The 23,977-nt window shown below is 69.1% G+C and carries 22 protein-coding genes, 1 pseudogene and 1 riboswitch; of the genes and pseudogenes, 14 read left to right on the forward strand and 9 right to left on the reverse strand.

Features of this window, described 5'->3' with window-relative positions; genetic code table 11:
* The first annotated feature begins 62 nt into the window (after positions 1-62).
* Complete coding sequence (locus OG876_RS16260; RefSeq protein WP_328525702.1) at positions 63-2,183, forward strand: hypothetical protein; 2,121 nt, start codon at positions 63-65, stop codon at positions 2,181-2,183.
* Here OG876_RS16260 and OG876_RS16265 read toward each other — a convergent pair.
* A complete protein-coding gene (locus tag OG876_RS16265; RefSeq protein ID WP_328525703.1) occupies positions 2,173-3,363 on the reverse strand; it encodes an MFS transporter in 1,191 nt (396 codons plus the stop codon). The genes OG876_RS16260 and OG876_RS16265 overlap by 11 nt on opposite strands.
* A 123-nt stretch (positions 3,364-3,486) precedes the next feature.
* Between OG876_RS16265 and OG876_RS16270 the strand changes: the two genes are divergently transcribed.
* Complete coding sequence (locus OG876_RS16270) at positions 3,487-3,936, forward strand: MarR family winged helix-turn-helix transcriptional regulator (RefSeq protein ID WP_328525704.1); 450 nt, start codon at positions 3,487-3,489, stop codon at positions 3,934-3,936.
* 1 nt (position 3,937) lies between these two features.
* The gene (locus OG876_RS16275; protein WP_328525705.1) at positions 3,938-4,120 is read left to right on the forward strand and encodes a DUF3099 domain-containing protein; all 183 of its coding nucleotides are present in this window, start codon (positions 3,938-3,940) and stop codon (positions 4,118-4,120) included.
* Here the strand turns inward: OG876_RS16275 and OG876_RS16280 are convergent.
* Positions 4,111-5,034 carry a cation diffusion facilitator family transporter gene (locus OG876_RS16280; RefSeq protein ID WP_328525706.1) on the reverse strand — a complete coding sequence of 308 codons (924 nt, stop codon included), beginning with the start codon at positions 5,032-5,034 and terminating at the stop codon, positions 4,111-4,113. The two genes, OG876_RS16275 and OG876_RS16280, sit on opposite strands and share 10 nt — an antisense overlap.
* The gene (locus tag OG876_RS16285) at positions 5,034-5,921 is read right to left on the reverse strand and encodes a LysR family transcriptional regulator (protein ID WP_328525707.1); all 888 of its coding nucleotides are present in this window, start codon (positions 5,919-5,921) and stop codon (positions 5,034-5,036) included. The genes OG876_RS16280 and OG876_RS16285 overlap by 1 nt, the downstream gene beginning before the upstream one ends.
* A gap of 71 nt (positions 5,922-5,992) precedes the next feature.
* Between OG876_RS16285 and OG876_RS16290 the strand changes: the two genes are divergently transcribed.
* From OG876_RS16290 to OG876_RS16320, 7 genes and pseudogenes are all read left to right on the forward strand, one after another.
* Entirely contained in the window at positions 5,993-7,045 is a 1,053-nt protein-coding gene (locus OG876_RS16290) for an SDR family oxidoreductase (protein WP_328525708.1), read from the forward strand.
* A 141-nt stretch (positions 7,046-7,186) separates the two neighbouring features.
* Positions 7,187-7,792: a helix-turn-helix domain-containing protein gene (locus OG876_RS16295; RefSeq protein ID WP_328525709.1), complete on the forward strand. Its 606-nt coding sequence runs from the start codon at positions 7,187-7,189 to the stop codon at positions 7,790-7,792.
* A 101-nt stretch (positions 7,793-7,893) separates the two neighbouring features.
* A complete protein-coding gene (locus OG876_RS16300; RefSeq protein WP_328525710.1) occupies positions 7,894-9,054 on the forward strand; it encodes an NAD(P)/FAD-dependent oxidoreductase in 1,161 nt (386 codons plus the stop codon).
* Positions 9,051-9,332, forward strand: a pseudogene (locus OG876_RS16305) ((2Fe-2S)-binding protein); the annotation flags it as partial. The gene OG876_RS16300 and the pseudogene OG876_RS16305, both read left to right, overlap by 4 nt.
* A 258-nt stretch (positions 9,333-9,590) precedes the next feature.
* Complete coding sequence (locus OG876_RS16310) at positions 9,591-11,147, forward strand: NAD(P)/FAD-dependent oxidoreductase (protein WP_328526915.1); 1,557 nt, start codon at positions 9,591-9,593, stop codon at positions 11,145-11,147.
* Positions 11,144-12,046: a dihydrodipicolinate synthase family protein gene (locus OG876_RS16315; protein ID WP_328525711.1), complete on the forward strand. Its 903-nt coding sequence runs from the start codon at positions 11,144-11,146 to the stop codon at positions 12,044-12,046. The genes OG876_RS16310 and OG876_RS16315 overlap by 4 nt, the downstream gene beginning before the upstream one ends.
* Positions 12,043-13,044, forward strand: coding sequence for a proline racemase family protein (locus tag OG876_RS16320; protein ID WP_328525712.1), 1,002 nt, complete (start codon positions 12,043-12,045; stop codon positions 13,042-13,044). Before OG876_RS16315 ends, OG876_RS16320 begins: the two co-directional genes overlap by 4 nt.
* Before the next feature lie 514 nt (positions 13,045-13,558).
* On the opposite strand, the gene OG876_RS16325 is transcribed toward OG876_RS16320, so the two are convergent.
* Complete coding sequence (locus OG876_RS16325) at positions 13,559-13,903, reverse strand: UBP-type zinc finger domain-containing protein (protein WP_328525713.1); 345 nt, start codon at positions 13,901-13,903, stop codon at positions 13,559-13,561.
* 180 nt (positions 13,904-14,083) lie between these two features.
* A complete protein-coding gene (locus tag OG876_RS16330) occupies positions 14,084-15,547 on the reverse strand; it encodes an HNH endonuclease signature motif containing protein (RefSeq protein ID WP_328525714.1) in 1,464 nt (487 codons plus the stop codon).
* 234 nt (positions 15,548-15,781) lie between these two features.
* On the opposite strand from OG876_RS16330, the gene OG876_RS16335 reads away from it, so the two are divergent.
* Positions 15,782-16,273 carry a VOC family protein gene (locus OG876_RS16335; RefSeq protein ID WP_328525715.1) on the forward strand — a complete coding sequence of 164 codons (492 nt, stop codon included), beginning with the start codon at positions 15,782-15,784 and terminating at the stop codon, positions 16,271-16,273.
* Positions 16,274-17,088: 815 nt separating this feature from the next.
* Here OG876_RS16335 and OG876_RS16340 read toward each other — a convergent pair.
* From OG876_RS16340 to OG876_RS16350, 3 genes are read right to left on the reverse strand one after another with little or no spacing between them, the layout of a single operon-like run.
* On the reverse strand, positions 17,089-17,928 hold the full coding sequence (locus OG876_RS16340; RefSeq protein ID WP_328525716.1) for a biotin-dependent carboxyltransferase family protein: 840 nt from the start codon (positions 17,926-17,928) through the stop codon (positions 17,089-17,091).
* The gene (locus OG876_RS16345; protein ID WP_328525717.1) at positions 17,925-18,503 is read right to left on the reverse strand and encodes a 5-oxoprolinase subunit B family protein; all 579 of its coding nucleotides are present in this window, start codon (positions 18,501-18,503) and stop codon (positions 17,925-17,927) included. The genes OG876_RS16340 and OG876_RS16345 overlap by 4 nt, the downstream gene beginning before the upstream one ends.
* A 29-nt stretch (positions 18,504-18,532) precedes the next feature.
* The gene (locus OG876_RS16350) at positions 18,533-19,285 is read right to left on the reverse strand and encodes a LamB/YcsF family protein (RefSeq protein ID WP_442914133.1); all 753 of its coding nucleotides are present in this window, start codon (positions 19,283-19,285) and stop codon (positions 18,533-18,535) included.
* A gap of 155 nt (positions 19,286-19,440) precedes the next feature.
* Here OG876_RS16350 and OG876_RS16355 point away from each other — a divergent pair, with 155 nt between their 5' ends.
* The 3 genes from OG876_RS16355 (at position 19,441) to OG876_RS16365 (ending at position 22,104) form a co-directional block, all read left to right on the forward strand.
* Positions 19,441-20,163 (forward strand): GntR family transcriptional regulator, encoded by a 723-nt coding sequence (locus OG876_RS16355; protein WP_328525718.1) that lies wholly within the window; start codon positions 19,441-19,443, stop codon positions 20,161-20,163.
* Positions 20,164-20,253: 90 nt separating this feature from the next.
* The gene (locus OG876_RS16360; protein ID WP_328525719.1) at positions 20,254-21,684 is read left to right on the forward strand and encodes an aminopeptidase P family protein; all 1,431 of its coding nucleotides are present in this window, start codon (positions 20,254-20,256) and stop codon (positions 21,682-21,684) included.
* Between the two features lie 192 nt (positions 21,685-21,876).
* Complete coding sequence (locus OG876_RS16365) at positions 21,877-22,104, forward strand: hypothetical protein (RefSeq protein ID WP_328525720.1); 228 nt, start codon at positions 21,877-21,879, stop codon at positions 22,102-22,104.
* A 50-nt stretch (positions 22,105-22,154) separates the two neighbouring features.
* Here the strand turns inward: OG876_RS16365 and OG876_RS16370 are convergent, their stop codons facing one another.
* Positions 22,155-23,642 (reverse strand): alpha/beta hydrolase, encoded by a 1,488-nt coding sequence (locus tag OG876_RS16370; RefSeq protein WP_328525721.1) that lies wholly within the window; start codon positions 23,640-23,642, stop codon positions 22,155-22,157.
* Between the two features lie 209 nt (positions 23,643-23,851).
* Positions 23,852-23,944, forward strand: a riboswitch (glycine riboswitch).
* Positions 23,945-23,977 lie beyond the last annotated feature (33 nt).

Raw genomic sequence — 23,977 nt, forward strand, 5'->3', positions numbered from 1 at the left:
ACTGGCGCTCGGCGTACCGGACCGGCCAGGGTTGACGGCAGTCGAGGGAACGGGAAGGGCGTATGACGAACAGCAACGCCGACAAGCACGCCGAGTCGACCGGCTTCCAGGAGCAGGCGCCGTACGACGAATCGATCGACCTGCGGACCGATTTCGTGATGGTCTACGGCCTCAACGACACGACGCCGGAGCGGATCGCCCGCTGGCGCGAGGCCGGTTATCGCGTCCACCTGATGACCGGCATCTCCTGGGGCACCTATCAGGACTATCTGGACGGACGGTGGGACGGCTCCGACCACTGGGCCGACGCGCAGACCGCGGGCGACGGATCGCCGATCCTGCACGGTCAGAGCACCGACATCCCGTACATGGTCCCGACGTTCAGCTTCACCGAGTACCTGGTGCAGAAACTCCGCCCGATCATCGAGCTCGGTGTCGAAGGCATCCACCTGGAAGAGCCGGAGTTCTGGGCCCGCGCAGGCTATTCGGAGTCGTTCAAGCGGGAGTGGCAGGCCTTCTTCGGTGAGCCGTGGCAGGCCCCGCACAGCACCGCCGAAGCGCATTTCCGTTCCGGGCAGCTCAAGCAGCACCTGCTCTCCCGCAGCCTCGACCGGGTCACCTCCGTGCTGCGGGACGCAGCCCTCCAGCAGGGCCGCCAGGTGCGCTTCTACGTCCCGACGCACAGCCTCCTGAACTACACCCAGTGGCAGATCATCAGCCCCGAATCACGCCTCCGGACCCTGCCCTCCATCGACGGTGCCATCGCGCAGGTGTGGACCGGAACCTCCCGCACGCCGAACGTGTACGCCGGAAAGGTCGCCGAGCGCACGTTCGAGACGGCGTACCTGGAGTACGGCATCGCCCAGGACCTCACCCGTGGCACCGACCGTCGGATGTGGTTCCTTCACGACCCGATCGAGGACCACCCGGACCGCACCTGGGAGGACTACCTGGCCAACTACCAGCGCACCCTCGTCGCCTCGCTGCTGCACCCGGGTGTCTCGCGGTACGAGGTCGCGCCGTGGCCCAACCGGATCTTCAACCGCCCCTACCTGCGCGAAGGATCCACCGAACGGCAGCCCATCCCGCCGGACACCGCCACCAGCTACCTGATCGCCATGAACAGCCTGCGCGACCTGGACCAGCCTGAGGTCCGCTGGGCCAACGACGGACCGCGGATCGGGATCGCGCTCTCGGACACCGCCATGTTCCAGCGCTGGTCACCCGGTGGCGAGAGTGGACACTACGACGGCCTGCAGGACGCGCTGGCGCTCGAAGGCCGCGAGCAGTTGCACTTCTCCGACTTCTACGGTCTGGCGCTGCCACCGCTGTACGACGGGCAGCGGGTCAGCCCGGTCCAGCTGGAGAACGTGATCGACACTCCCGATGCACTCGACGATGTCGACGTACTCGTCCTGAGTTACGAGTTCCAGAAGCCGCTGGCGCCCGGCATCCATTACGCACTCGCCGGATGGGTCAACCGCGGTGGCAGTCTGCTGTACGTCGGCGACGGCGCCGATCCGTACCACGAGATCCGCTCCTGGTGGACCGGCCGCTACGACACCTGCGCCGACCACCTGGCCGAGGCGCTCGGCGCGGACCGCGACAGCGACGGAGTTCAGCCGATCGGCAAGGGCCGGGTTCGATTCCTTCCGTCCCGGCCGGCGGGCTTCACCGAATCACCGGAACGCGCCGGCGAGTTGGTCGCGGCGATCCGCGAGTTGGCCGAGGCGGGCGGCCACACCTGGGAGTCCACCAACTGGCTGTCGGTGCAGCGCGGTCCGTACCTCGTCGGAGCCGTGCTGGAAGAGGCCGGCGGCTCGCAGGTCGTCGAGGGCAGCTACCTCGATCTGCTCGACCCGCAACTGGGCATCGTCCGGAAGCGGGAGCTGGGCCCGGGTCAGCTGACCTGGCTCCGCGATCTGACCTTCGACGAGGAACCGCTGCTGGCCTCCGCCGGCCGGGTCGTGGACTGGCAAGGCGACCAGACCGGGATCCGCTACGGCTGTGAGGCTCCACGCGGGGTGCAGGTGACCACAGCGCTGCGCGTTCCGGCCGAGCCGGCGGCCGTCCGGGCTGACGGCGCCGACGTCACCGACCTGCGGTACGACGCCGAGGCCGGTGTGCTGTGGTTGCGGCATCCCGGTGTTCCCGCCGGGACCCGGGTCGAGATCACGTTCTGATTGCTTCAGGCAACAGAGTTGAGAGAGGAGCGGCGGTACGCCGACGATCCAGCAGGCCGCTGATCAGGGCGACCATCAGGCCGGAAACGGCGAGCGCGGCGCCGACCCAGTTGGGCGCGGTGTATCCGAGGCCGTGCTGGATCGTCAGCCCGCCGAGGTACGCGCCGATCGCGTTGCCCAGGTTGAAGGCGGCGATGTTGGCCGCGGACGCCAGCGCCGGAGCGCCCTTGGCCTTGTCCATCACGCGCTTCTGCAGCGGCGCGACGGTCGCGAACCCGGCCGCGCCGAACACGGCGATCGTGACCGCGGACGGCACCTTGCCGTGCGCGGTGAAGACGAACACGACCAGTACGGCGGCCAGCAGCGCGAGGATCACGGAGAGACTCGGCATCAGCGACCGGTCCGCCGCCTTGCCGCCGACCAGGTTGCCGATGACGAGACCGACACCGAAGAGCACCAGCAACCAGGTCACGGCGCCGGCCGAGAAGCCCGCGACCTCGGTCATCATCGGCGCGATGTAGGTGAACGACGCGAACACCCCGGCGAACCCGAGCGCCGTCATCGCCAACGCCAACCACACCTGCACACTCTTGAACACGGCCAACTCGCTCCGCAGCCCAGGACCCTCGGACGTGTCCTGCCGAGGGACGAGGAACACGATGCCGAGCAGTCCGATGACACCGAGCGCGGTCACGGCCCAGAACGTCGACCGCCAGCCGAACTGCTGGCCGAGCGCGGTCCCGCCCGGAACGCCGAGCACGTTGGCCACGGTCAGTCCGGTGAACATGAGCGCGATCGCACTCGCCTGCTTGGCCTTCGGCACCAGCGATGCCGCGACTACCGAGCCGACGCCGAAGAAGGCTCCGTGGGACAGCGCAGCCACGATCCGTCCGGCCATCAGAACGCCGTACGTCGGAGCGACCGCGGCGACGAGGTTGCCGGCGATGAAGACGCCCATCAGCGCGATCAGCACGGTCTTGCGGGACACCCTGGACCCGATCGCGGTGAGCAGTGGAGCGCCGACCACGACACCCAGCGCGTAGCCGGAGATGAGCAGGCCGGCGGACGGGATGCTGACCCCGAAGTCCGTCGCGACCTCGGGCAGCAGGCCCATGATGACGAACTCGGTCGTGCCGATCCCGAACGCACCGATGGCGAGCGCGAGCAGAGCCGCAGGCATGACTGGTGATCTCCTCGAATGTAGTCTTATGACTGTTACCGGCGTGTGCGATAGTTGCACACGCGGGCTATTGCGCAAGCGCTATGATTGCGCATGCAATCGTGAAGTTCAAGTGGAGGACTCGTGGGCCTACCGGACGACGCCGCGGAGGCGCGGGCGCAGGGGTGGCGGACCCTGGCCGCTCTGCATGCCCGGATCGAGGACGAGCTGGAGCGCGCGCTGCAGAAGCAGCACGGCCTGTCCGTGAGTGAGTACAGCGTGCTCGACGTGCTGGCGCGGCAGGACGACTACCACCTGCGGATGAACCAGCTGTCCAACGCGGTCGTGCTGAGCCAGTCCGCGACCACCCGGCTGGTGAACCGGCTGGAGGACCGCAAGCTCCTGCAGCGGTACCTGTGCCCGACCGACCGCCGCGGCATCTACACCGAGGTCACCAAGGCCGGTCGCGACCTGCTCGACCAGGCCCAGCCCACGCATGACGCCGTCCTCACGGCCGCCCTGGAGAAGGCCGCGGAGCTGCCCGAGCTGGCTCCGCTGGTCGATGCGCTGGACAGGCTGACGATGAAGGTCTGAGATGGCCCGCCGGTACGACAATCGGAAGCTCTACATCTGGTTGATGGGCAGTTGCCTGGTGCTGATCGGCCTGGCCTGGTTCGTCGTGCGCTTCTTCTCGGTGCCGGTGGCGATCGGGATGAGCGCGGTCGCGGCCGTGCTGCCGCCGATCGCGGTCATCGTGGCCAACTGGGGTCAGGACTGAGCCAGTTCTCCCGGGGTGGGGTCCAGATAGAGGTGCCGGACCATCGGGAACTGACGCCGTACGTCGGTGTCGACCTGCTCGGCCAGTTGCTCGATCGCGGAGCCGGTGGTCCGCATGTCGGCGAGGTCGACGGTCGCCACCACCAGGACCCGGTCCGGCGCCAATCGCAGGCTGAGCAGCTCCAGGACACGTTCGATACCTGGCGTGCCGCTGATGATGCCGCGGATCTCCTGCTGGACGTCGTCCGGTAGCGCCCGTCCGATCAGCATGGTCTTGTTGTCCCGGCCGAGCGTGAAGGCGACGACGATCAGGAGCAGGCCGATCGCGATCGACGCCGTACCGTCCCAGAAGTGCTGTCCGGTGACGACGGCCAGGGTCACGCCGATCGCCGCGATCAACAGTCCGATCAGGGCGGCCGAGTCCTCGAAGGCCACCGTCTTGACGGCTGGTTCCGCGTTCTTCAGGTGGGTCAGGAAAGGTACGCGGTGCTCGTGGGCCTCCCGCCGTACCTGGGTGATCGCGCGGAGCCAGGACGTCCCCTCGAACACGAACGAGACCGCCAGCACCGAGTAGATCACCGCGAGCGCCGCGATCGGCTCGGGAGCGAACAGCGAGCGGAGGCCTTCGGCGATCGAGAAACCGGCGCCGAGCACGAGGATCCCGACCGCGGCGAGCAGGGACCAGAAGTACCGCTCCATCCCGTAGCCGAACGGGTGCCGCGCATCGGCCGGTTTGCGGCTGCGGTGGAGTGCGGTCAGCAGGAACACCTGGTTGAGCGTGTCGGCGACCGAGTGAGCCGCCTCGGCCAGGAGTGCGGTCGACCCCGACAGCAGGCCGGCGACGACCTTCGCGATCGCGATCGCGAGGTTGGCCGCGCCGGCCAGAAGGACTGTGCTGTCGGATTCTTCTGCCATCAACTCCGCGTGCCCGCGGCCCCGCTGCTCCAAACCAGGACGTCGATGAACGCCGCGGCGAGCGGGTCGGGCTCACCCCGCGTGTACGCCGTGAGCGTGCGGCAGACGCGTGGTTCCGGGTGCAGGACGTGACCGTCGAAGTCCTTGGGCAGGATGTTGTCGGGGACCAGCGCCGGACCGAGGCCCGCGGCGGCGAGGGCCGGTGCGGCGGCCGTCTGCTCGGTCCGAACGGCGACGTGCGGTTCGAAACCCGCTTGTGCACAAGCGAGATCGAGGACGTCGGCCAGTCCGTGGCCCGGGGTGTAATGGACCCAGGCGCGGTCGGCCAGGTCCTTCATGCTGACGGTGTCGCCGACGGCCGCGGGGTCGTCGGCCGCGACCACCACGACGAGCTCCTCGGTCCCGAGCGTGCGGGTGACGCCGGTCCATCCGGCCGGCTCGGGGCCGACGGCGAGATCGGCCTGGCCGGCGTTCATGGCCTCGACGAGCTCGTCGGTGTGCCGGTGCTCGAACAGCCGGATGCCGACGTCCGGGTAGGCCTGTCGCCAGCTTCGCAGTGCCTTCGGGAGCACGCCCAAGGTGATCGAGTAGAGGGTCGCGATCTGGAGCTCGCCGACCTCCAGCCCGGCCGCTTGGCGCGCGGCGCAGCGGGCCCGGTCCGCGTCGGCGAGCGCGGCGCGGGCGTGGGGCAGCATCGCGCGGCCGGTCGGGGTGAGCCGGACGTTGCGGGGGAGCCGCTCGAGTAGCGGCCCACCGGCCGAGCGCTCCAGGGTGCGGATCTGGTGTGACAGTGCCGGCTGCGTCACGTGCAGCAGCTCGGCGGCCTTGGTGAACGACCCCTGGTCGACCACGGTCACGAGGTATTCGAGCTGCCGCAATGTTGTCATGACCTGAGTTTATGACATCGGTGAAAACTATGTCTTTGTCTTATCTGCGCAGGTCAGGCAGGCTGTCAGGCATGGACAAGGTCGCATTGGTAGTCGGTGCCCGTGGGGTGATCGGGACGAATCTGGTCGAGCATCTGTCGTCGTTGCCGGACTGGCGGGTGATCGGGCTGTCCCGCCGCGGCGGGGTCGACGTCCCCGGCCGGGTCCGGCATGTCGCCGTCGACCTGCTCGATCCGGACGACACCCGGGTGCAGTTGGCCGGGTTGTCTGAGGTGACCCATGTGTTCTACGTCGCGTACCAGGACCGTCCGACCTGGGCCGAACTGGTCGCGCCGAATCTCGCGATGCTGGTCAACGTGGTGGACGCCATCGAGCCGGTCGCGCGCGGACTCCGGCACGTCAGCCTGATGCAGGGCTACAAGGTGTACGGCGCGCACCTCGGACCGTTCAAGACGCCGGCCCGCGAGGACGATCCGCCGCACCTGCCGCCGGAGTTCAACGTCGACCAGCAGCGGTTCCTCGAGGATCGGCAGCAGGGCAAGACCTGGACCTGGTCGGCGCTGCGGCCCTCGGTCGTCGGTGGTGTCGCCCTCGGCAACCCGATGAACCTGGCGGTCGGGATCGCCGTCTATGCGTCGATCTCGAAGGAACTCGGCGTACCCCTGAGGTTCCCGGGCAAGCCTGGCGCGTACGACGCTCTGCTGGAGCTGACCGACGCAGGGTTGTTGGCCAAGGCAACGGTCTGGGCGGCGACCGCGCCTGCCGCGGCGAACCAGGCGTTCAACATCACGAACGGCGACCTGTTCCGCTGGAACGAGCTGTGGCCGAAGCTGGGTGCCTGGTTCGGGCTGGAAGTCGCGCCGCCGTTGCAGTTGTCGCTGACGGACGTGATGGCCGACAAAGAGCCCTTGTGGAAGCAGATGCAGGCGACCCACAGCCTGGCCGCGACCTCCTTCGCCGACGTCTCGTCCTGGCCGTTCGCGGACTTCGTCTTCGGCTGGGACTACGACTTCTTCGCCGACTCGTCCAAGGCCCGCCGCGCCGGCTTCCACGAGTACGTCGAGACCGAGCAGATGTTCTACGACATCTTTGCCGACCTCCGGCGCCGGCACATCATCCCGTGATCAGGCCATCCACGACGGTTACGGGGCCTCCCGTCCTGGACTGAGGAGCGCAAGGAGCGAAGCGACTGAAGCGACGAGGGAAGGACGGGAGCGAAGGCCCCGTAACCACGCCGCGCCGAAGGCGCGGCCATCCAATATGGCATGCTCCGGGCTGTGGCGGCGATGGGTGCGGGTAGGTTGCTCGGAACGAATCTGCGGGCGCGGCGGGACGAGCAGGGCATCTCGCTGTCCGAGCTGGCGCGGCGGTCCGGGATCGCGAAGGGGACCCTGTCGCAGCTGGAGTCCGGGGCGGGGAACCCGACGATCGAGACAGTGTTCAGTCTGTCGAACGCTCTGGGAGTCCCGGTATCGGCCCTGCTGAGCGAGTCGCCGACCGCGGACCTGGTGCTGGTGCGGTCCGCGGACATCGAGGTACTGTCCGGCGACGCGATCGACCTGCGGATGCTGCGGCGGCTGGAGAACCCGGGTGGGTTGTTCGAGATCTACAACCAGGAGGTCCGGCCGGACGCGGTCCAGCATTCGGATGGGCATCCGGGGACCGAGCATCACATTGTCCTGAGCGGGCGGTTGCGGATCACCTCGCGAGGGCGGACCGAGGAGCTGGGGCCGGGGGACTACCTGGCGTTCCGGGCCGGCGGGCCGCATGGGTACGAGGCGGTGGACGGGCTGGTGCGGTCGGTGCTGCTGCTCGAGTACCCGCCGGACGCGTACCCGATCACGCCTGGTGGGCCGCATCTGCCGGGATAGTTCCTGGAGAGTGCGCGGAGAGTGCATTGACCGTGCGGCTCGGCGGCGCGTACGCTCGGAATCGTTCATTTTAGTGAACGGTTCTGACGGAGGAGTGTGCGATGCCCGGATCCGCGACGCCCGATGTGGTGATCGTCGGTGCGGGCATGGTCGGGGCCGCTTGTGCTGAGGCGCTGTCCGCGGCCGGGGTCCGGGTGCTGGTGATCGACCGCGACGGGCCTGCGGCCGGGACGACGGCGTCCGGTGAAGGCAATGTGCTCGTCTCGGACAAGGAGCCCGGGCCCGAGCTCGAGCTGGCGATCGCGTCACGGGCCGAGTGGGACGTCGTACTCGATCGGCTGCCGGCACGGGTCGCCGACATCGAGTGGGAGTCCAAGGGCGGGGTCGTGGTGGCCACTGGTGAGCCCGGACCGCTGCAGGAGTTCGCGGCCAAGCAGTCGGCGGCCGGGGTCGATGCTCGGGTGATCACGCCTGCTGAGGTGTTCGAGCTCGAGCCGCTGCTCACGCCTCGGGTGACGGTTGGCGTGCACTATCCGGACGACGCGCAGGTGCAGCCGGTGCTCGCGGCAACGGCTTTGCTGGCCGCGGTTCGCGATCGGGGTGGTGAGGTGCGGTCGGGAGTGACTGCGCTGGGGGTGCGGCAGTCCGGTGGGCGAGTCGTGGGTGTGGATACGTCGGACGGTGACATCGCGTGTGGCGCCGTACTCAATGCCTGTGGTCCGTGGGCTGGTGCGTTTGCAGCCGCGGCGGATGCGCCGATCCAGGTGTTGCCGCGGCGCGGGATGATCTTGGTGACGGCGCCGCTGCCGGAGTGCGTGCAGCACAAGGTGTACGACGCGGACTACGTCGGCGCGGTCGGGAGCGGTGACGCTGACCTGCAGACGTCGACGGTGATCGAGTCAACGCGAGCCGGGACCGTACTCATCGGCTCGAGTCGCGAACGCATCGGCTTCGACGACTCGGTCCGGGTGCACGTACTGCGCGAGCTCGCCCGGAAGGCGGTTGGGTTGTTCCCGTTCCTGGGCGACGTTCCAGTCATGCGCGCGTACGGCGGTTTCCGTCCGTACGCCCCGGATCATCTGCCGGTGATCGGCCCCGATCCCCGCCTGCTCGGCCTCTGGCACGCGACCGGCCACGAAGGCGCCGGCATCGGCCTGGCGCCCTCGACCGGCCGCCTGATCACCGAGCTCTTCCTAGGCCTCACGCCCCACGTCGACCCTTCTCCCTTCCGGGTCGACCGCCCGGCGGTGGTAGCCGCATGACCGCCTACCTCCGTCCGCACTCGGACGACCCGGCCGAGATCGGTACGCCGCCCGCCATACAGGTCACCATCGACGGCGAACCGGTCACCGCCCGAGCCGGCCAAACCGTCGCCGCGGTCCTCCTCGCCCAAGGCCGCACGTCATGGCGCACCACCCGCCGCACCGCACGCCCCCGAGGCGTCTTCTGCGCCATCGGCGCGTGCCACGACTGCCTCGTCATCGTCAACGGCACCCCCGACACCCGAGCCTGCCAACGCACCATCCACGAAGCCGACGCAATAACCACCCAACCCGGCGCCGTCCTCCCCCACCCCTCCACCCCAACCCCCGAGCCCACCACCCCCAACCAGCCCCCCGACGCGGCGCACCCAACCCTCGCCCAGGCGCAGCCCCCCACCTCGGAGCAGCCACCGCACCCGACGCAGCATCTGGCAGCCTCCGCCCACCCGCAGCCAGAGAAACCGCAGCACCCCATCCCTAGCCAGGGGCAGCAGTCCAGCCTCGACCAGACGGCTCAGGCGGCGCGGGGTCCTGCGATGGATCGCCCGAAGGTGGCTGATGTTGTGGTGGTGGGGGCTGGTCCTGCGGGGATCGCGGCGGCTCTGGCTGCTGCGGATGCTGGTGTTGAGGTAGTGCTGATCGACAGCGGCCGGGCTGTGGGCGGGCAGTTCAACCGGCAGCTACCGGTGGAGTTCAACGCCCGGCGCCCAGGGAAGTTGCAGCACGGCTGGAAGGGCTTCGCGGAGCGGCGGGGTCGCGTGGGTGCACACCCACGGATCACCCACCTGGCGGAGAGTTCTGTATGGGCCATCGAAGGACTCCGCCTATGGGTGCAACGCGGGCCGGCGGATGCCGTGGGCCGAGAGGTCTTCGCCGTTGACACCAAGGCCGTCGTCCTCGCGACCGGAGCCTATGACCGCGTACTCCCCTTCCCTGGTTGGGATCTACCGGGGGTCTACAGCGCAGGTGCCGCACAGGCGCTGGCCAAAGGACAGCGCATCTCGGTCGGCCAACGCGTGATCGTCGCGGGCACCGGCCCGTTCCTTCTCCCAGTCGCGGAATCCCTCGTTGGCGTCGGCGCCCAAGTCATCGGCCTACTCGAGGCAAACTCCCTGAAGACAGTCCGCCAGGGCTGGGCCACAGATCCACTGGTTGCCTCCAGCAAACTTCGTGAAGGCCTCGGGTACGGCGCCCTACTGGCCCGCCACCGCATCCCCCTCCGCCACGGCTGGACCGTCACCGCCGCCCACGGCACCGACCACGTCGAGGCCGTCACCATCACCCGCCTCGACGACAACTGGCACTCCATCCCAGGCACGGAACGCCGCGTCGAAGTAGACGCCGTCTGTCTAGGCTTCGGCTTCACCGCCCAACTAGAACTAGCAGTCGCCGCCCACTGCGACCTCACCACCGGCCCCGACGGCGGCCCAGCCGTAATCGTCGACCCCAACCAACAAACCACCACCCCCGGCATCTACGCCGCCGGCGAACTAACCGGCCTAGGCGGCGCCGACCTCTCCACAGCCGAAGGCCACGTAGCCGGCACCGCCGCCGCCCACCGCGCCCAAAGCACAGAGAGCACGCCGCATCCCGCCGCGGCTCCGGCGCCCGGAAGCGATTCGCCGGCTGCGCACTCCACACCCGAGGGCCAAGTAGCCGGCACCGCCGCCGCCCACCACGCCCAAAGCGCACAGAGCCCGCCGCATCCCCCCGCGGCGGCAAGCCCAGCACGGGTTGAGGAAGCGCGCGCGGCTGTGCTTAAGGGGCGGCGGTTTGCGGTGGCTTTGGGGAAGGCTTATCCGGTGCGGGAGGGGTGGCGGGCGTGGAGTCAGGCGGAGACGGTGGTTTGCCGGTGTGAGGAAGTTACGCGGGGGGAGATTGAAGCCGCGGTTAGCGAGCGGGGTGTGGGGGACGGGCGGGGGTTGAAGCTCAGTACTCGCGCGGGGCTCGGGCTGTGTCAGGGGCGGGTGTGTTCGCGCACCGTCGCCGAGTTGGTCGCCGGACCAGGCGACGTACCGAAACCAAGCATGAAACGACCGATCGCCGTGCCTGTCAGGTTGCGGGATTTGGCTGAGGCTCAGGAGGAGCTGTGAGCGAGAAGTTGGACGGCGTGATCGTCGCTACCGCACTGCCGTACGCCGAGGATGCGTCGGCGCCGGCGGGATTGCGCCCGGATCTGGATAAGTTCGCCGAGCACTGCCGCTGGCTGGTCGACAACGGCTGCCGCGGCGTCGGGCCGAACGGCTCACTCGGTGAGTACTCGTCACTCACCGACGACGAACGCCGGGCCGTCGCGCGGACCGCGATCGAGGCGGTCGGCGACGACGGCGTCGTGGTCGTCGGCGTGCACGGCGTCGGCGCGCACCAGGCGCGGGCCTGGGCAGAGAGGGCCGCCGAGGACGGCGCGGACGGCGTACTGTGCCTGCCGCCGACCATGTACCGGGCGAACCGCGGCGAGGTGCTCCACCACTTCACCGAGGTCGCGAAGGCCGGCCTGCCGGTGATGGTCTACAACAACCCGCACGACACGAAGGTCGACCTGACGCCGGACCTGCTGGCCGAGATCGCGCAGATCGAGAACATCGTCGCGGTCAAGGAGTTCTCCGGCGACGTCCGCCGGATCCTGGAGATCCGCGAGCAGGCGCCGGACCTGGCCGTTATCGCGGGCGCCGACGACCTGACCCTCGAGGCGCTGCTGATGGGTGCGACCGGCTGGTTCGCCGGGTTCCCGAACGTGTTCCCGAAGGAATCGGTCCGCTTGTTCGACCTCGCTGTTCAAGGCAAGCTGGACGAGGCCCGGGCGTTGTACGAGCCGCTGGTCGCCGCGTTCCGGTGGGACTCGCGGACCGAGTTCGTCCAGGCGATCAAGTACGGCATGGACTACGTCGGCCGGTACGGCGGTCCGTGCCGCCCGCCGCGTGGGCCGCTGGTCCCCGAGCACGTCGCACAGCTGGAGCAGGACATGAAGAAAGCCGTGGAGTCCCTCGGATGAGGTCTGTCCGGACGATCACCGCGATCGATTCGCACACCGAGGGGATGCCGACGCGCGTCGTGACCGGCGGCGTCGGCGTCGTCCCGGGTACGACGATGGCCGAGCGGCGCGAGTACTTCGTCAAGCATCTGGACGACCTGCGGTTGTTCCTGATGAACGAGCCGCGGGGTCATTCGGCGATGAGCGGCGCGATCCTGCAGCCGCCGACCCGGTCCGACGCGGACTGGGGTGTGCTGTACATCGAGGTCTCCGGCTGCCTGCCGATGTGCGGGCACGGCACGATCGGCGTCGCCACGGTCCTGGTCGAGTCGGGCATGGTCGAGGTGACCGAGCCGATCACCAAGGTCCGTCTCGACACCCCGGCCGGTCTGGTCGTCGTTGATGTTGCCGTGAGCAACGGTCGGGCGGAACACGTGACCTTGCGCAACGTCCCGTCGTACAGCCACGCCCTGGATGCGGCCGTGGACGTGCCGGGGCTGGGGAAGGTGACCTACGACCTCGCGTACGGCGGCAATTTCTACGCGATCCTGCCGTTGGAGCAGCTGGGGATCCCGTTCGACCGCGCCGAGAAGGACCGGATCCTGAAGGCCGGGCTGGACATCATGGACGCGATCAACGCGACCGATCGGCCGGTGCATCCGGTCGATCCGGGGATCAGCGGGTGCAAGCACGTGCAGTTCACCGCACCGGGGCTCGACGGCGCGGACTCGCGGAACGCGATGGCGATCCACCCGGGCTGGTTCGATCGGTCGCCGTGTGGCACCGGTACGTCGGCCCGGATGGCGCAACTGCATGCCCGCGGCGAGCTGGCACTGAACACCGACTTCGTGAACGAGTCCTTCATCGGCACTCGCTTCACCGGCCGCCTCATCGAGGAGACCACCCTCGGCGACCGCCCAGCCGTCATACCCACCGTCACCGGCCGAGCCTGGATCACCGGCACCGCCAACTACCTACTCGACCCCAACGACCCATTCCCAGCCGGCTTCGTCCTCTAACCCACCTCAACCGACCCCAGGCCGGTAAGCGTGAAGACCGCCCGCACGGCCACGGGCGCGGTTGGCGTGGAGCCCGGTCGCACGGCCGCGGGTTGCGGTAGGTGTGGAGATCGGCCGCTTGGCCGCGGGCGTGGTCCGGCCGCACGGCCACGAGGCGCAGTAGGCGTGGAGGCTGGTCGGCACGGCTGCGGGCGCGGTTGGTGTGGAGACCGGCCGCGCGGCCACGAGGCGCAGTAGGTGTGGAGGTTGGTCGGCACGGCCGGGGGCGCGGTTGGCGAGGAGAGCGGCCGCGCGGCCGCGGGCGCGGTAGGTCTGAAGACCGGCCGCATGGCCACGGGCGCAGGAGGCCCGGAGCCCGGAGCGGCGCGGCCGCGGGGCCGCCAGCCTCCGCCGGCAGCCCCGGTTGGCGAGGAGAGGCAGGTTGGCACTCGCTGGATTGAGGCGGACGCTGCGGTCAGACGGTGGGCGTTGACTGCGCCGGTGCGCTCGTCAACGGGATCCTCGCGCGCGGGTGTCAGCGGTTGAGTTTGGTGCGCCAGTCGTCGGGGACGTTGCCGCCGGGGACCGGCTGGTCCTCCGGGCGAGACTCCGGCGGGGCGAGCTCGGGGCCGTCGTAGTACTGGGATTCGCCGTAGTGCCAGAACCAGTCCTCGCCCGGCTCGAAGCTGCGGACGATCGGGTGACCGCTCGAGGCCGCGTGGGCGGAGGCGTGCTGGGCCGGGGACGAGTCACAGCAGCCGATGTGGCCGCATTGGGCACAACGGCGGAGGTGGAACCACCAGCCGTCGACCTGCAGACAGTCCGCACAGCCGGTCCCGCTCGGTGGGACCGTCGCGTCGATCCCCGGAATATCCGTCATAGCGGCCATCCTTGCGCGCCCCAGCCTCCCGGACAAGCAGCACCCCACCGTCCGCGATCCGGCAGGCGGGGGTGTTGGACCACCGGGCGAGGTCCAGTCCACATCCCGCTACCCGGCCTTCCGGACACGCAACCCACTTCCCGCGAGCCGGTAGGTGCGGGTGTCAGATGGTGGCTGTGTTCAGTTTGGAGGGCGGGGTGGTGGTCTGTTGGATGCGGGCTGTGGGTTGCGTTTGTTGGCGAGTGCTGGTGGGTGGTGCGGGATGGTGATGGGCGTCAGGTAGGTCGGGATCGGGGTGGTGGGGGTTTCGCGCGGCGGGTTAGGGGGTGGGGTGGTTGGTGGTGATGAGGGCTTTGGGCGTGCTGGGGTGACGCCGGGGGTGGTGGGTTTGGTGGGTGGTGGCGGTTGGGGTGGTGGCGGCTGGGGTGGTTGGTGGGGTGGTGGGGTTGGGGTGGCCCAGGTGGGGTGGGTGGGGTGGGGGTGGCCGTTGGTTAGGTGGATAGGCCAGTGGGATTTGTGGACGGCGGTGTGGTCGCGTTTGCAGAGGAGGGTGAGGTTGTCGAGGGAGGTGGTGCCGCCGTCGGCCCAGTGGACGATGTGGTGGGCTTCGCACATGGCTGGGGGTGCGCCGCAGATGATGCAGCCTTTGTCGCGGGCGTTCAGGGCGTGGCGGAGGGCTTTGGTGACGAAGCGGTGTTCGGTGCCGACGTCGAGGGGTTCGGAGTTCGAGCCGAGGACGAGAGGGATGACGCCGGCGTCGCAGGCCAGGCGGCGTACGGCGGATGCGGGGAGGGTGTCGCCGTGGATCAGGTCGCCGGTGCCGGTGCCGGATCGGAGGTCGTCCAGGGCGATGGTGACGGTGATGTGCGGCTTGATGTCGCCGTGGCCGGGGACGGCCGTGCCGGTGCCGGCTGCGTTGTGCAGGATCGCGGTCAAGGCGTCGGCCTGACGTTTGCCGCGGAGCCGGGGGTCGCGGTGGCCGTCGGGGGTCTTGTGTGGTTTGGCGCCGGCGAAGATCAAGGTTTGCAGGAGTTCGGCGTTCTCGCCGGCGAGGTAGCCGCCGAAGGTGACGCCGTGGTCGGCCTTCTTGAGCCAGAGGTCTTCGCGGTCGCGGGCCTGGTCGTCGGTGGGTTCGGGGCCGTCGGTGTCAAGGCGTTTGCGGACCTCGACACCGAGTTTGTGTAGCTCGCCGGAGGAGAGGAAGCGGGCGGCCTTCACCATCTGTTCCTCGGCGACTTGCAGGTCCTCGATCGGCACCATCGCGGTGACCGGAACCTTCTCGAGCGCGGACACGATCGCGTGGGCTTGGGCCGGGTTCAGCGGCACGTCTGTTGGGGGCTGCGAGACGTCGGTGGAGTACGTGCCGTTGGTGAGGGCTGCGGAGACGGTCGGGTACCTCGGGAGCGCGGTGGCCAGGCGGAGATCACGGCGTACGTCGCGTGGGTCGAGGCGATGGCGGACGGACAGCAGTCGCACGGTGTCTCCGGCGCCGATGTCTTTGGCGTGGCCGTTCGCGTCGAGGGCGGCCAGGAGCTCGAGGCGACGTACCTGCCGGCGGGTGAGGTCGGCCTGTAGTTGATCGAGACCGGCGAGCATCTCGGCGCCGCTCATCGACCAGACCGGTCGCTCGTCCAGGAGTTCCATGCCGATGACTCTAGGCATGGCCACGGACAGTTTTCGAGCCGAGAAGGCCTTATTTGTAAGGGATCCCGACATTGGCACGTTCCTGCCAACTTGTCCACATTCGACAGGAAGCTGGGCGGTTCTGTCGCGAAACTGATAGGCACGAAGCGGCGACGTTGTTGCATCTGGCAACGGGTTGGCAGCTTTCCAGGTGGAGGACAGCAGCTGTCCTCTACCTGCGGCAGGCTGATGGGTATGACGCAGATTCCGGGTGGTAAGTCGACGGTTACGCCGTACGTAGTGGTGAAGGGAGCGGATCGGTTCCTGGAGTTTGTCGAGGGGACCTTCGGGGTGCGGACGGCGTTGCGGGTGCCGAATGAGGATGGGACGGTCGGGCATGCCGAGGTGACGGTCGGGCAGTCGGTCGTGATGGTGTTCGACGCGGCGGCGGACTGGCCTGCTACGCCGAGCTTCTTGAGTGCGTACGTCGATGACGTCGACAAGGTGTATGCGCGGGCGTTGGAGGCCGGGGCGACGGTCGTCACTGACTTGATGTACTCGCGGATCACTGGTGATCGCGGGTGCCGGGTGAAGGATCCGGTCGGCAATATCTGGTGGCTGCAGACGCATCTGGAAGATGTCGATCCGTCGACGCTGGGTGCGCTGTTCGCGGACCCGGCCGAGTCGGCGGTGATGCGCGAAGCGCAGGAGTCTTTCGCGACCGAGATGCGGAGCCGGATCAAGTAGCCGACCCTGCCGGCCGAGGCCCACCCTCGGCCGGCGGGGGGAGCTAGTCGGTGAAGTTGCGGGTGAAGAAGCGGAGGGCGTTGTCTGTTTCGAAACGGGGTACGTCGCCGGGGTTGGCGTCGAGAGTTTTGGCCGGGGACGCGAAGGTGTCGAAGAGGTCGAGAGCCTGGGCTCGGGGACCAGGGCATCGTCCCACTGGACGAGGAACTGGATGGGGATGGTGAGCCGGGCGGCGGCCTCGGCCAGGCCGATGGAACCGGCGAGGCCGAGAACTGCGGCGCGGACCCGGGGTTCGGCGGCGAGGAAGGGGATGCCCAGGCCGCAGCCCATCGAGACGCCCAGGTAGCCGATCGGGCCGGGGCCGACGTGGCCGAGTTCCTGGACCGCGGTCAGGACCGACTGCCACTCCGGGACCGACTGGCCGGCCATCACCGGCAGGATGGCGACCCGCGGAGCGACGTCCTCGCCAGCGGCCATGCGAGCCCGGTTGTCGGCCGCGGTCCGAACGAACTCCTCGTCGCGCGGCCGGTAGCCGTGGTCGGGTGCATCGACCGCAACCACCGCGAAACCGCCTGCGTGGACGAAGTGATGGGCGTTGGCGACGACGCCAGGACCCTTCTTGTGTGCACCGCCGCCGTGTCCGATCAGGACCAGCGGGCGGGTGCCGGTCGCGCTCTCCGGTGTCCACAGCACACCGGGGATCTCGCCGAGAGTGAAGAGTTGTTCAGCTCCCAGACGTCGTACGACGTCTGGGAGCTGAAGCGCATGGCAAGCCTTTCAGGATGCTTCTGCGGGCGTGCGGGGCGGACCTATTGTTATGCAGGGATCAGTCGGAGGGGTTGGCCGGGGCGGAGTTGGGCGCAGGTGTCCAGGTCGGTTTCGGTGACGTACGCGATGACCGGGTAGCCGCCGGTGACCGGGTGGTCGGCGAGGAAGATGACGGGGGTGCCGGACGGCGGGATCTGGATCGCGCCGAGGGTCATGCCCTCGCTGGCGAGTTCGCCGGTCCTGGCCCGGTCGAGAGGTACGCCGTCCAGCCGCACGCCGACGCGATTGCTGTTGCTGCTCACCTGATAGGTCTGAGTGACCAGCGACTGCCAGCCCGCCTCGGTGAACCAGTCACGTCGAGGACCAGGCGTCACCCGGACAAAGACTTCGCCACCCGGCGGATCGGCAACTGGAGCGAGGTCGACCCCCGGCATCGGCCCGTACGAGCGGCCGACTGGCAACGTCTGGCCGGACCCCAGCGGCGCCGGGCCCAGTCCGGAGAGGAGATCGGTGGAGCGGGAGCCGAGGACCGGAGGTACGTCGATCCCTCCTCGGACCGCGACGTACGTCCGCAGACCGGTGCGCGGCGGGCCGAAGCGAAGGACGTGGCCGGCCTTCACCAGCGCAGGTGCGTTGAGAGGAACGCCAGGGCAGGGAGCGCCGGTGATGGCCAGGACGAGGTCGGTGTCGGCGTGCAGGACGAGTCCACCGAAGGTGACCTCGATGACGCCGGCGCCGGGCCGGTTTCCAACCAACCGGTTGGATAGCGCGTACGCCGTACGGTCGCAGGCGCCGGAGACCGGGATTCCGAGCGCGGCCTGACCGGCCCGGCCGCAATCCTGGATTGTTGCTAGAGGCCCTGATTCGAGGATGGTGAGGCTGCTCATCCACGACCCGCGTCGACGAACCGGACCCGGCGGCCCGGATGGAACAGCGCGGCCGGGTCGCGCTCCTGGTCGAAGATCTTCACATCGGTCCGACCGATCAACTGCCAGCCGCCCGGTGACTCGCGGGGATACACACCGCTGAACTCACCGGCGAGGGCGACGGCGCCCTGAGGTACCTTCGTCCGCGGAGACTGCCGTCGCGGAATGTCCCACGACGACGACGAGCCGGTCAGATAGCCGAAGCCGGGAGCGAAGCCACAGAAGGCGACGGTCCACTCTTCGCCTGCGTGGCGAGCAACCACCTCGGACGCGTCGCATCCGAGGTGGTCGGCGACGTCCTGCAGGTCCTCCCCGTCGTACGTGACCGGGATCTCGATGAGGTCACCGGCCGCGCGGGTCCCGGGAGTCGGCGTGACCGAGTGAAGCGTGCGGGACAGTTCATCCAGGCTGCCCGAGGTGGTGACGAGGATGGTGCGTGCGGCCGGGACGATGTCCACGACGTCCGCGGGTGGGTCGGCGGCGAGGGCGGTGTAGTAGCCGAGCACCTGGTCGAGGTCGTCGAGTTCGATCAGCACCCCGCGGTCACCAGATGGCAGAATCCGCATCAGTGCGCGAACGGGCGCAACGTCACGCCCGCTCCCTCCACCGCGGCCCGCACCCGGCGGGCGATGTCGACGGCGCCGGGGGTGTCGCCGTGCACGCAGATCGACGCGGGGCTCAGGGTCAGCGAGCCACCGGCGTTGTCCTGGATCGGCCGGCCGGTCGCCATCGCCGTACAGCGAGCGGCGATCTCGTCCGCGTCGTGCAGTACCGATCCGTCCAGCCGCCGCGACACCAGCGTGCCCTCGGCCGTGTAGGCCCGGTCGGCAAAGGCCTCGTGTACGACGGTGAGCCCGGCGTCCCTGGCGAGCCGGAGCCACGCCGAGCCGGGCAGGCCAAGGACGGGCAGTGTCTTGTCGTAGTCCGCGACCGCACTGACGACGGCCGCCGCCTGCTCCTCGTGAGAGCCGATCGTGTTGTAGAGCGCCCCATGCGGCTTCACGTACCGCACGCGGTCGCCCGCGATCCGCGCGAACGCGTCCAGCGCGCCGATCTGGTAGACCACCTCGTCGCGCAACGCAGCCGGCTCGATGTCGACGAACCGCCGTCCGAAGCCGGCCTTGTCGGCGTACCCGACATGCGCCCCGATCGCCACCCCGCGCTCGACCGCCTCCCCGGTCACCCGACGCATGATCGACGGATCGCCGGCATGGAAACCGCACGCCACGTTGGCACTGGTGACGACGTCCAGCAAGGCGCTGTCGTCACCCATCGCCCAGGATCCGAAGCCTTCGCCGAGATCCGCGTTGAGGTCCACGAACACTCCTCCAAGGTAAGGATCGGCTGGATCGGACGGCCAGGCAGACGGTGTGAGTGAGGATATGACACGAGAGTAGAGATTGTTCAACAATCCTGCAAGAGTCTTGTTCCACCAAACTTCCCCTAAAAGCTCGGGTGGGCGATGATGCGGGGATGAGCAGGGGTGGGGAAGACGCCGGCCGGCAAGCGTGGTTGCGGACAGTCGCCGCCGACGTCGCGCGGCTGGACCGCAGCAGCTCGGCCGAGCGGGCGGCCGACATCCTGCGCCGCAGCATCACCGAGGGTGCCTTGCCGCCCGGCTCGCAGCTGTCCGAGATCGAGCTGACCGAGGTGCTGGAGGTCAGCCGCAACACCCTCCGTGAAGCCTTCCGGCTGCTCACCCACGAAGGGCTGCTGGTCTACAAGCTGCATCGCGGCGTGTTCGTCCCCGAGCTGGGCGAGCGGGACGTGGTCGACCTGTACCGCCTCCGCCGGGTGCTCGAGGTCGACGTCGTCCGCGGTCTGGTGGACCGCGATCCGGAGCTGCCGGCGAGTCGGCTCGAGCCGCTGCAGGACGATGTCGAAGCCGCCGAGGCGGCCGCGCTAGCGGATCGCTGGCCGGCGGTCGGTACGGCGAACATGCGGTTCCACGAGCACCTGATCGGCCTGGCCGACAGCGCCCGGATGGACGCGGTGACGGGCCGGCTGCTGGCCGAGCAGCGGCTCCTTTTCCACGTCATCGCGGCGCCGCGCGAGCTGCACGAGCCGTACATCGCGCGCAACCGTGGACTGTTCGAACTGCTCGAGGCCCGCAAGTACGACGAGGCCGCGGCCGACCTGCATCAGTATCTGCTGGACTCCGAGCAGGGGATCCTCGCGGCGTTCCGTTCGCGCTGATCTGGGACAGATCCGATAAGGGCTTGCGCGCCCCCGCGCGGACCTGAGTTGATGAACTCTGACCGTCAGCTGCAAAGGGGAGCTCAGCTCATGACCGAAGACGACCGGACCGATCCGACTCCGAAGTCCTACCGCCCGATCGACGCCAAGGGATTCCGGGACTTCGTCTCGCGGGGCTGGGGCCCGGTGGACCGGTCGGTGACGGTGCCGGAGGGCCTGGCCGAGGCCGCCGCCGCGCACCGGCGGAAGCTCTCCGCCGCGCTGCCGGGCCGGCGGATCGCGCTCGCGGCCGGCCGGGCGCCGGTGCGCTCGAACGACACCGACTACCAGTTCCGCGCCGACAGCGACTTCGTCTGGCTGACCGGTTGCCAGGCGGAGGGCGCTGTACTGGTGCTGTCGGCCGATGGTGAGGCGACGCTGTACCTGCGGGAGACCGCCGGTCCGGACGAGGCGGACTTCTTCGCCAACGCGCGGGACGGCGAGCTGTGGATCGGCCCGGTGCCAGGGCTGAAGGACTGGTCGGACGCGCTGCAGATCGCCTGCCGCCCGATCGAGGAACTGCCGGCGGCCGTGCGCGGCGCGGTGCCGTTCATGCTGTCGACGCCGGGTGTCGAGCCGATGCTGGACGCGCTGGTCCGGACCTCTCCGACGGACGGCAACTCGCTGCGCCAGACGCTGGCGGAGCTGCGCCGGATCAAGGACGACTGGGAGCTGGACCAGCTGCGCGAGGCAGTCGCGGCCAGCGTGCTCGCGTTCGGCGATGTGGCCCGGGAGCTGCCCGAGGCCATCCGGGGTGGCGGCGAGCGGTGGCTGCAGGGCACCTTCGACCGGCGCGCGCGGACCGCGGGCAACGGCGTCGGGTACGCATCGATCGTTGCTGCCGGCCACCACGCGCCGGTGCTGCACTGGGTCCGCAACGACGGCCCGGTGAACGAGGGCGACGTGATCCTGCTGGACGCCGGGGTCGAGACCCGCACGCTCTACACCGCCGACGTGACCCGGACCTTCCCGGCCACCGGTGAGTACACCGCGGCCCAGCGGCAGGTGCACGACCTGGTGCACAAGGCGCAGTTGGCGTCCCTCGATGCCGTCAAGGTGGGAGCGCCGTACCGGGCCTTCCAGTACGAGGCGCTGCGGGTGCTGGCCGAGGGCCTGCGGGACTGGGGTCTGCTCGACGTGTCGATGGACGAGCTGCTCGGCCCGGACGGGCAGCAGCACCGGCGGTACATCGTCTGCGGCACGGGTCACTACATCGGCCTCGACGTCCACGACTGCGACGCGTCCCGGCCGGAGGCGTACTTCGCCGGCGACATCGAGGCCGGGATGGCGCTCGCCGTCGAGCCGGGGCTGTACTTCCACCCGAACGACGAGACCGTGCCGCCGGAGCTCCGCGGGATCGGCATCCGGATCGAGGACAACGTCGTGGTGCACGCCGACGGGCTCGAGATCCTCACCAAGGACCTGCCGATCACCACGGACGGACTGGAGCAATGGACCCAGTCGCAGCTCAACGCTCGGTGACAGGCGGTCTACGCAAAATTAATCGTCACAAGCAGTAACATTCGCCCCGCCGGCGACGATGTAGCGAGCGGGGGAGGGTCGAACTCGGCAGGGCGCGTGGCAGTGGGGGGCCGCGTACCACGCGCCCAGCCGAGCCGGCCCCGACTGGGGCCAGGGGGGACCCAGGATCCCTGGGCACGGGGAGTAGTCATCATGAATCTGCGAGTGCGAGTAGTCCACTACGGAGATCAGCACTGGTACGCCGACATCGACGATGCCGACGATCCGCAGCCCGACGACCCGTTCTGGTACGTCGACCACTGCCGATCGCAGATGCAGGCACTCGAGACCGCCTGCGCCGAACTCCGGCTGCTGGCGGGCCGCCTGGTCCGCGGCGACCATCTCGACCGCGTCTTCGACGTGGCCGGCGTGCCGGTCTGAGAGACCGCCGGGGCCGGTGCTGGTTGGGAGGCGCCGGCCCCGGATCTCTCTCAGCCCACCGGCGGTACGGCGGCGCAGCTGGTGCCGCGTTCCGGCACCTGACGCGAGATCAGATACGCGTCGATCGTCGTCTGCATGCAAGGGCTCGAGTTGTAGCTGCCGTGACCCCAGCCCTCGTAGGTGAGAAGTACGCCGTACCTGCCGAGCTGGCGTTCGACGCTCCGGGCCCAGTCGTAGCCGGTGGCCGGGTCGTGGATCGCGTTCGCGAGCAGGACCGGAGTCCTCAGGCCGTGGACCTTGAGCCGGTGCTGCGGGTTGGCGGCCGGCGGCTGCCCGAGGCAGATCGACACCGCCATCAACTGACCGGGATAGCGCATGTCGGGGTTGTTCCCGGCCAACCGGTCGAGATGGCCGGCGTACTCCCGGTAGTCGCGGACGCCGAGGTTCCAGTCCTGGCAGAAGACCGCCAGCGGGTACGACGCCAGTCCGGGCGGGACCGGCGCTTGCCCGGTCGGCGGCGTACTCGCGTCGAGTTGCTTCAACGTGTCGGCGAGCGCGACCCACTCCGGGTCGTAGAGCTTGCGGAACACGAAGAAGCTCAGGTTGAACGGTGTGATCGCGACGGTCGGGTGCTGCGGATCCGGCACCTCGCCGCGGTCGGCGCGGGCGAGCAGGTCCGCCCACAAGGTGTGGATGTCGCGACCGTGCAGTGCGCAGGTCGTTGCCGCGTCGCACCATTTCACGAACTCGGAGAACGAGTCCTGGGCCGCGGTCGCCTGGGCGTCGAGGAACTCCTCCGTCGGCGCGGCGCTGTGGTCGCTCACGCTCTCGAGCACCATCGCGCGCACCCGGCCCGGATACGTCTCGGCGTACTGGCCGCCGAGCACCGTTCCGTACGAGCTGCCGTGGAAGGAGATCGTCGACTCGCCGATCGCCCTGCGGATCGCGTCGACGTCGTGGACCGTCTGCCAGGTGTCGAGGTGGTCGTACACCGGCCCGGTGTGGTCGCGGCAGTCGGTCGCGAGTTGCTGGTTGTAGCGGATGGTCGCGCGGAACTCGGCCGCGCTCTTGATAATCGGTGACGGCTGCTTGACGAGCAGCGCTGCTGTGCACTTCACCGGGTTGCTGCGAGCGACACCCCGCGGATCGAAGCTCACGATGTCGAACCTGTCCTGCAGGTTCTGACTGAACCGGGACATCCCAGTCTTGACCCGGTCGACACCCGAGTCGCCGGGACCACCCGGGCCCCACATCAGCACGCCGACGCGGTCGGCCGGCGACTTCGCCGTACGACGGGCGATCGCGAGTCCGAAGGTGGGGCCGTCGGGATCGTGCCAGTCGACCGGCACCTGCAGGGTCGCGCACTGCGATCCCTTCGCCTCCTGCGGATCGTCGTTGCCTTCGGGCTTGCAGTCGGACCACTGCACGGTCACTTGCCTGGGTACGGCGGCCGGCGCCGGCACTGCGGTGAGGCCGGCCGCAGCGAATCCCAGGACCACACCCCACGCGGTGGTCCTGAGAACTCGTCGGGACTTCATCAGTGGAATCTCCTGTCTGGGGGGACTCCCTCGATCCTCAGCAACCGTTTGCCCAACCACATCCGGGACAAGCCCTCGCCCGACCCCGGCCGATGCTTGGGGGACTTGTTAGGGTCGGCGCCGGCGTGAAGACGGTGCGGAGCGGCCGGATTGACGTTGCCGGTCGGAGCGCCGTACCGTCCACACCGTCAGTCAATTCAACAGCCGCATGAACCCGTGCGGGAGAGACCCGGGCGTGACCCGGGCGCCGTAGGAGCAACTCTCCCCAAGAATCTCTCAGGCACCTTCACCGCGCGGGCGAGGCACCTCTGGAGGACTTCCGGTCCAACAGAGTG

The organism is Kribbella sp. NBC_00359 (assembly GCF_036097425.1).
Lineage (GTDB): Bacteria > Actinomycetota > Actinomycetes > Propionibacteriales > Kribbellaceae > Kribbella.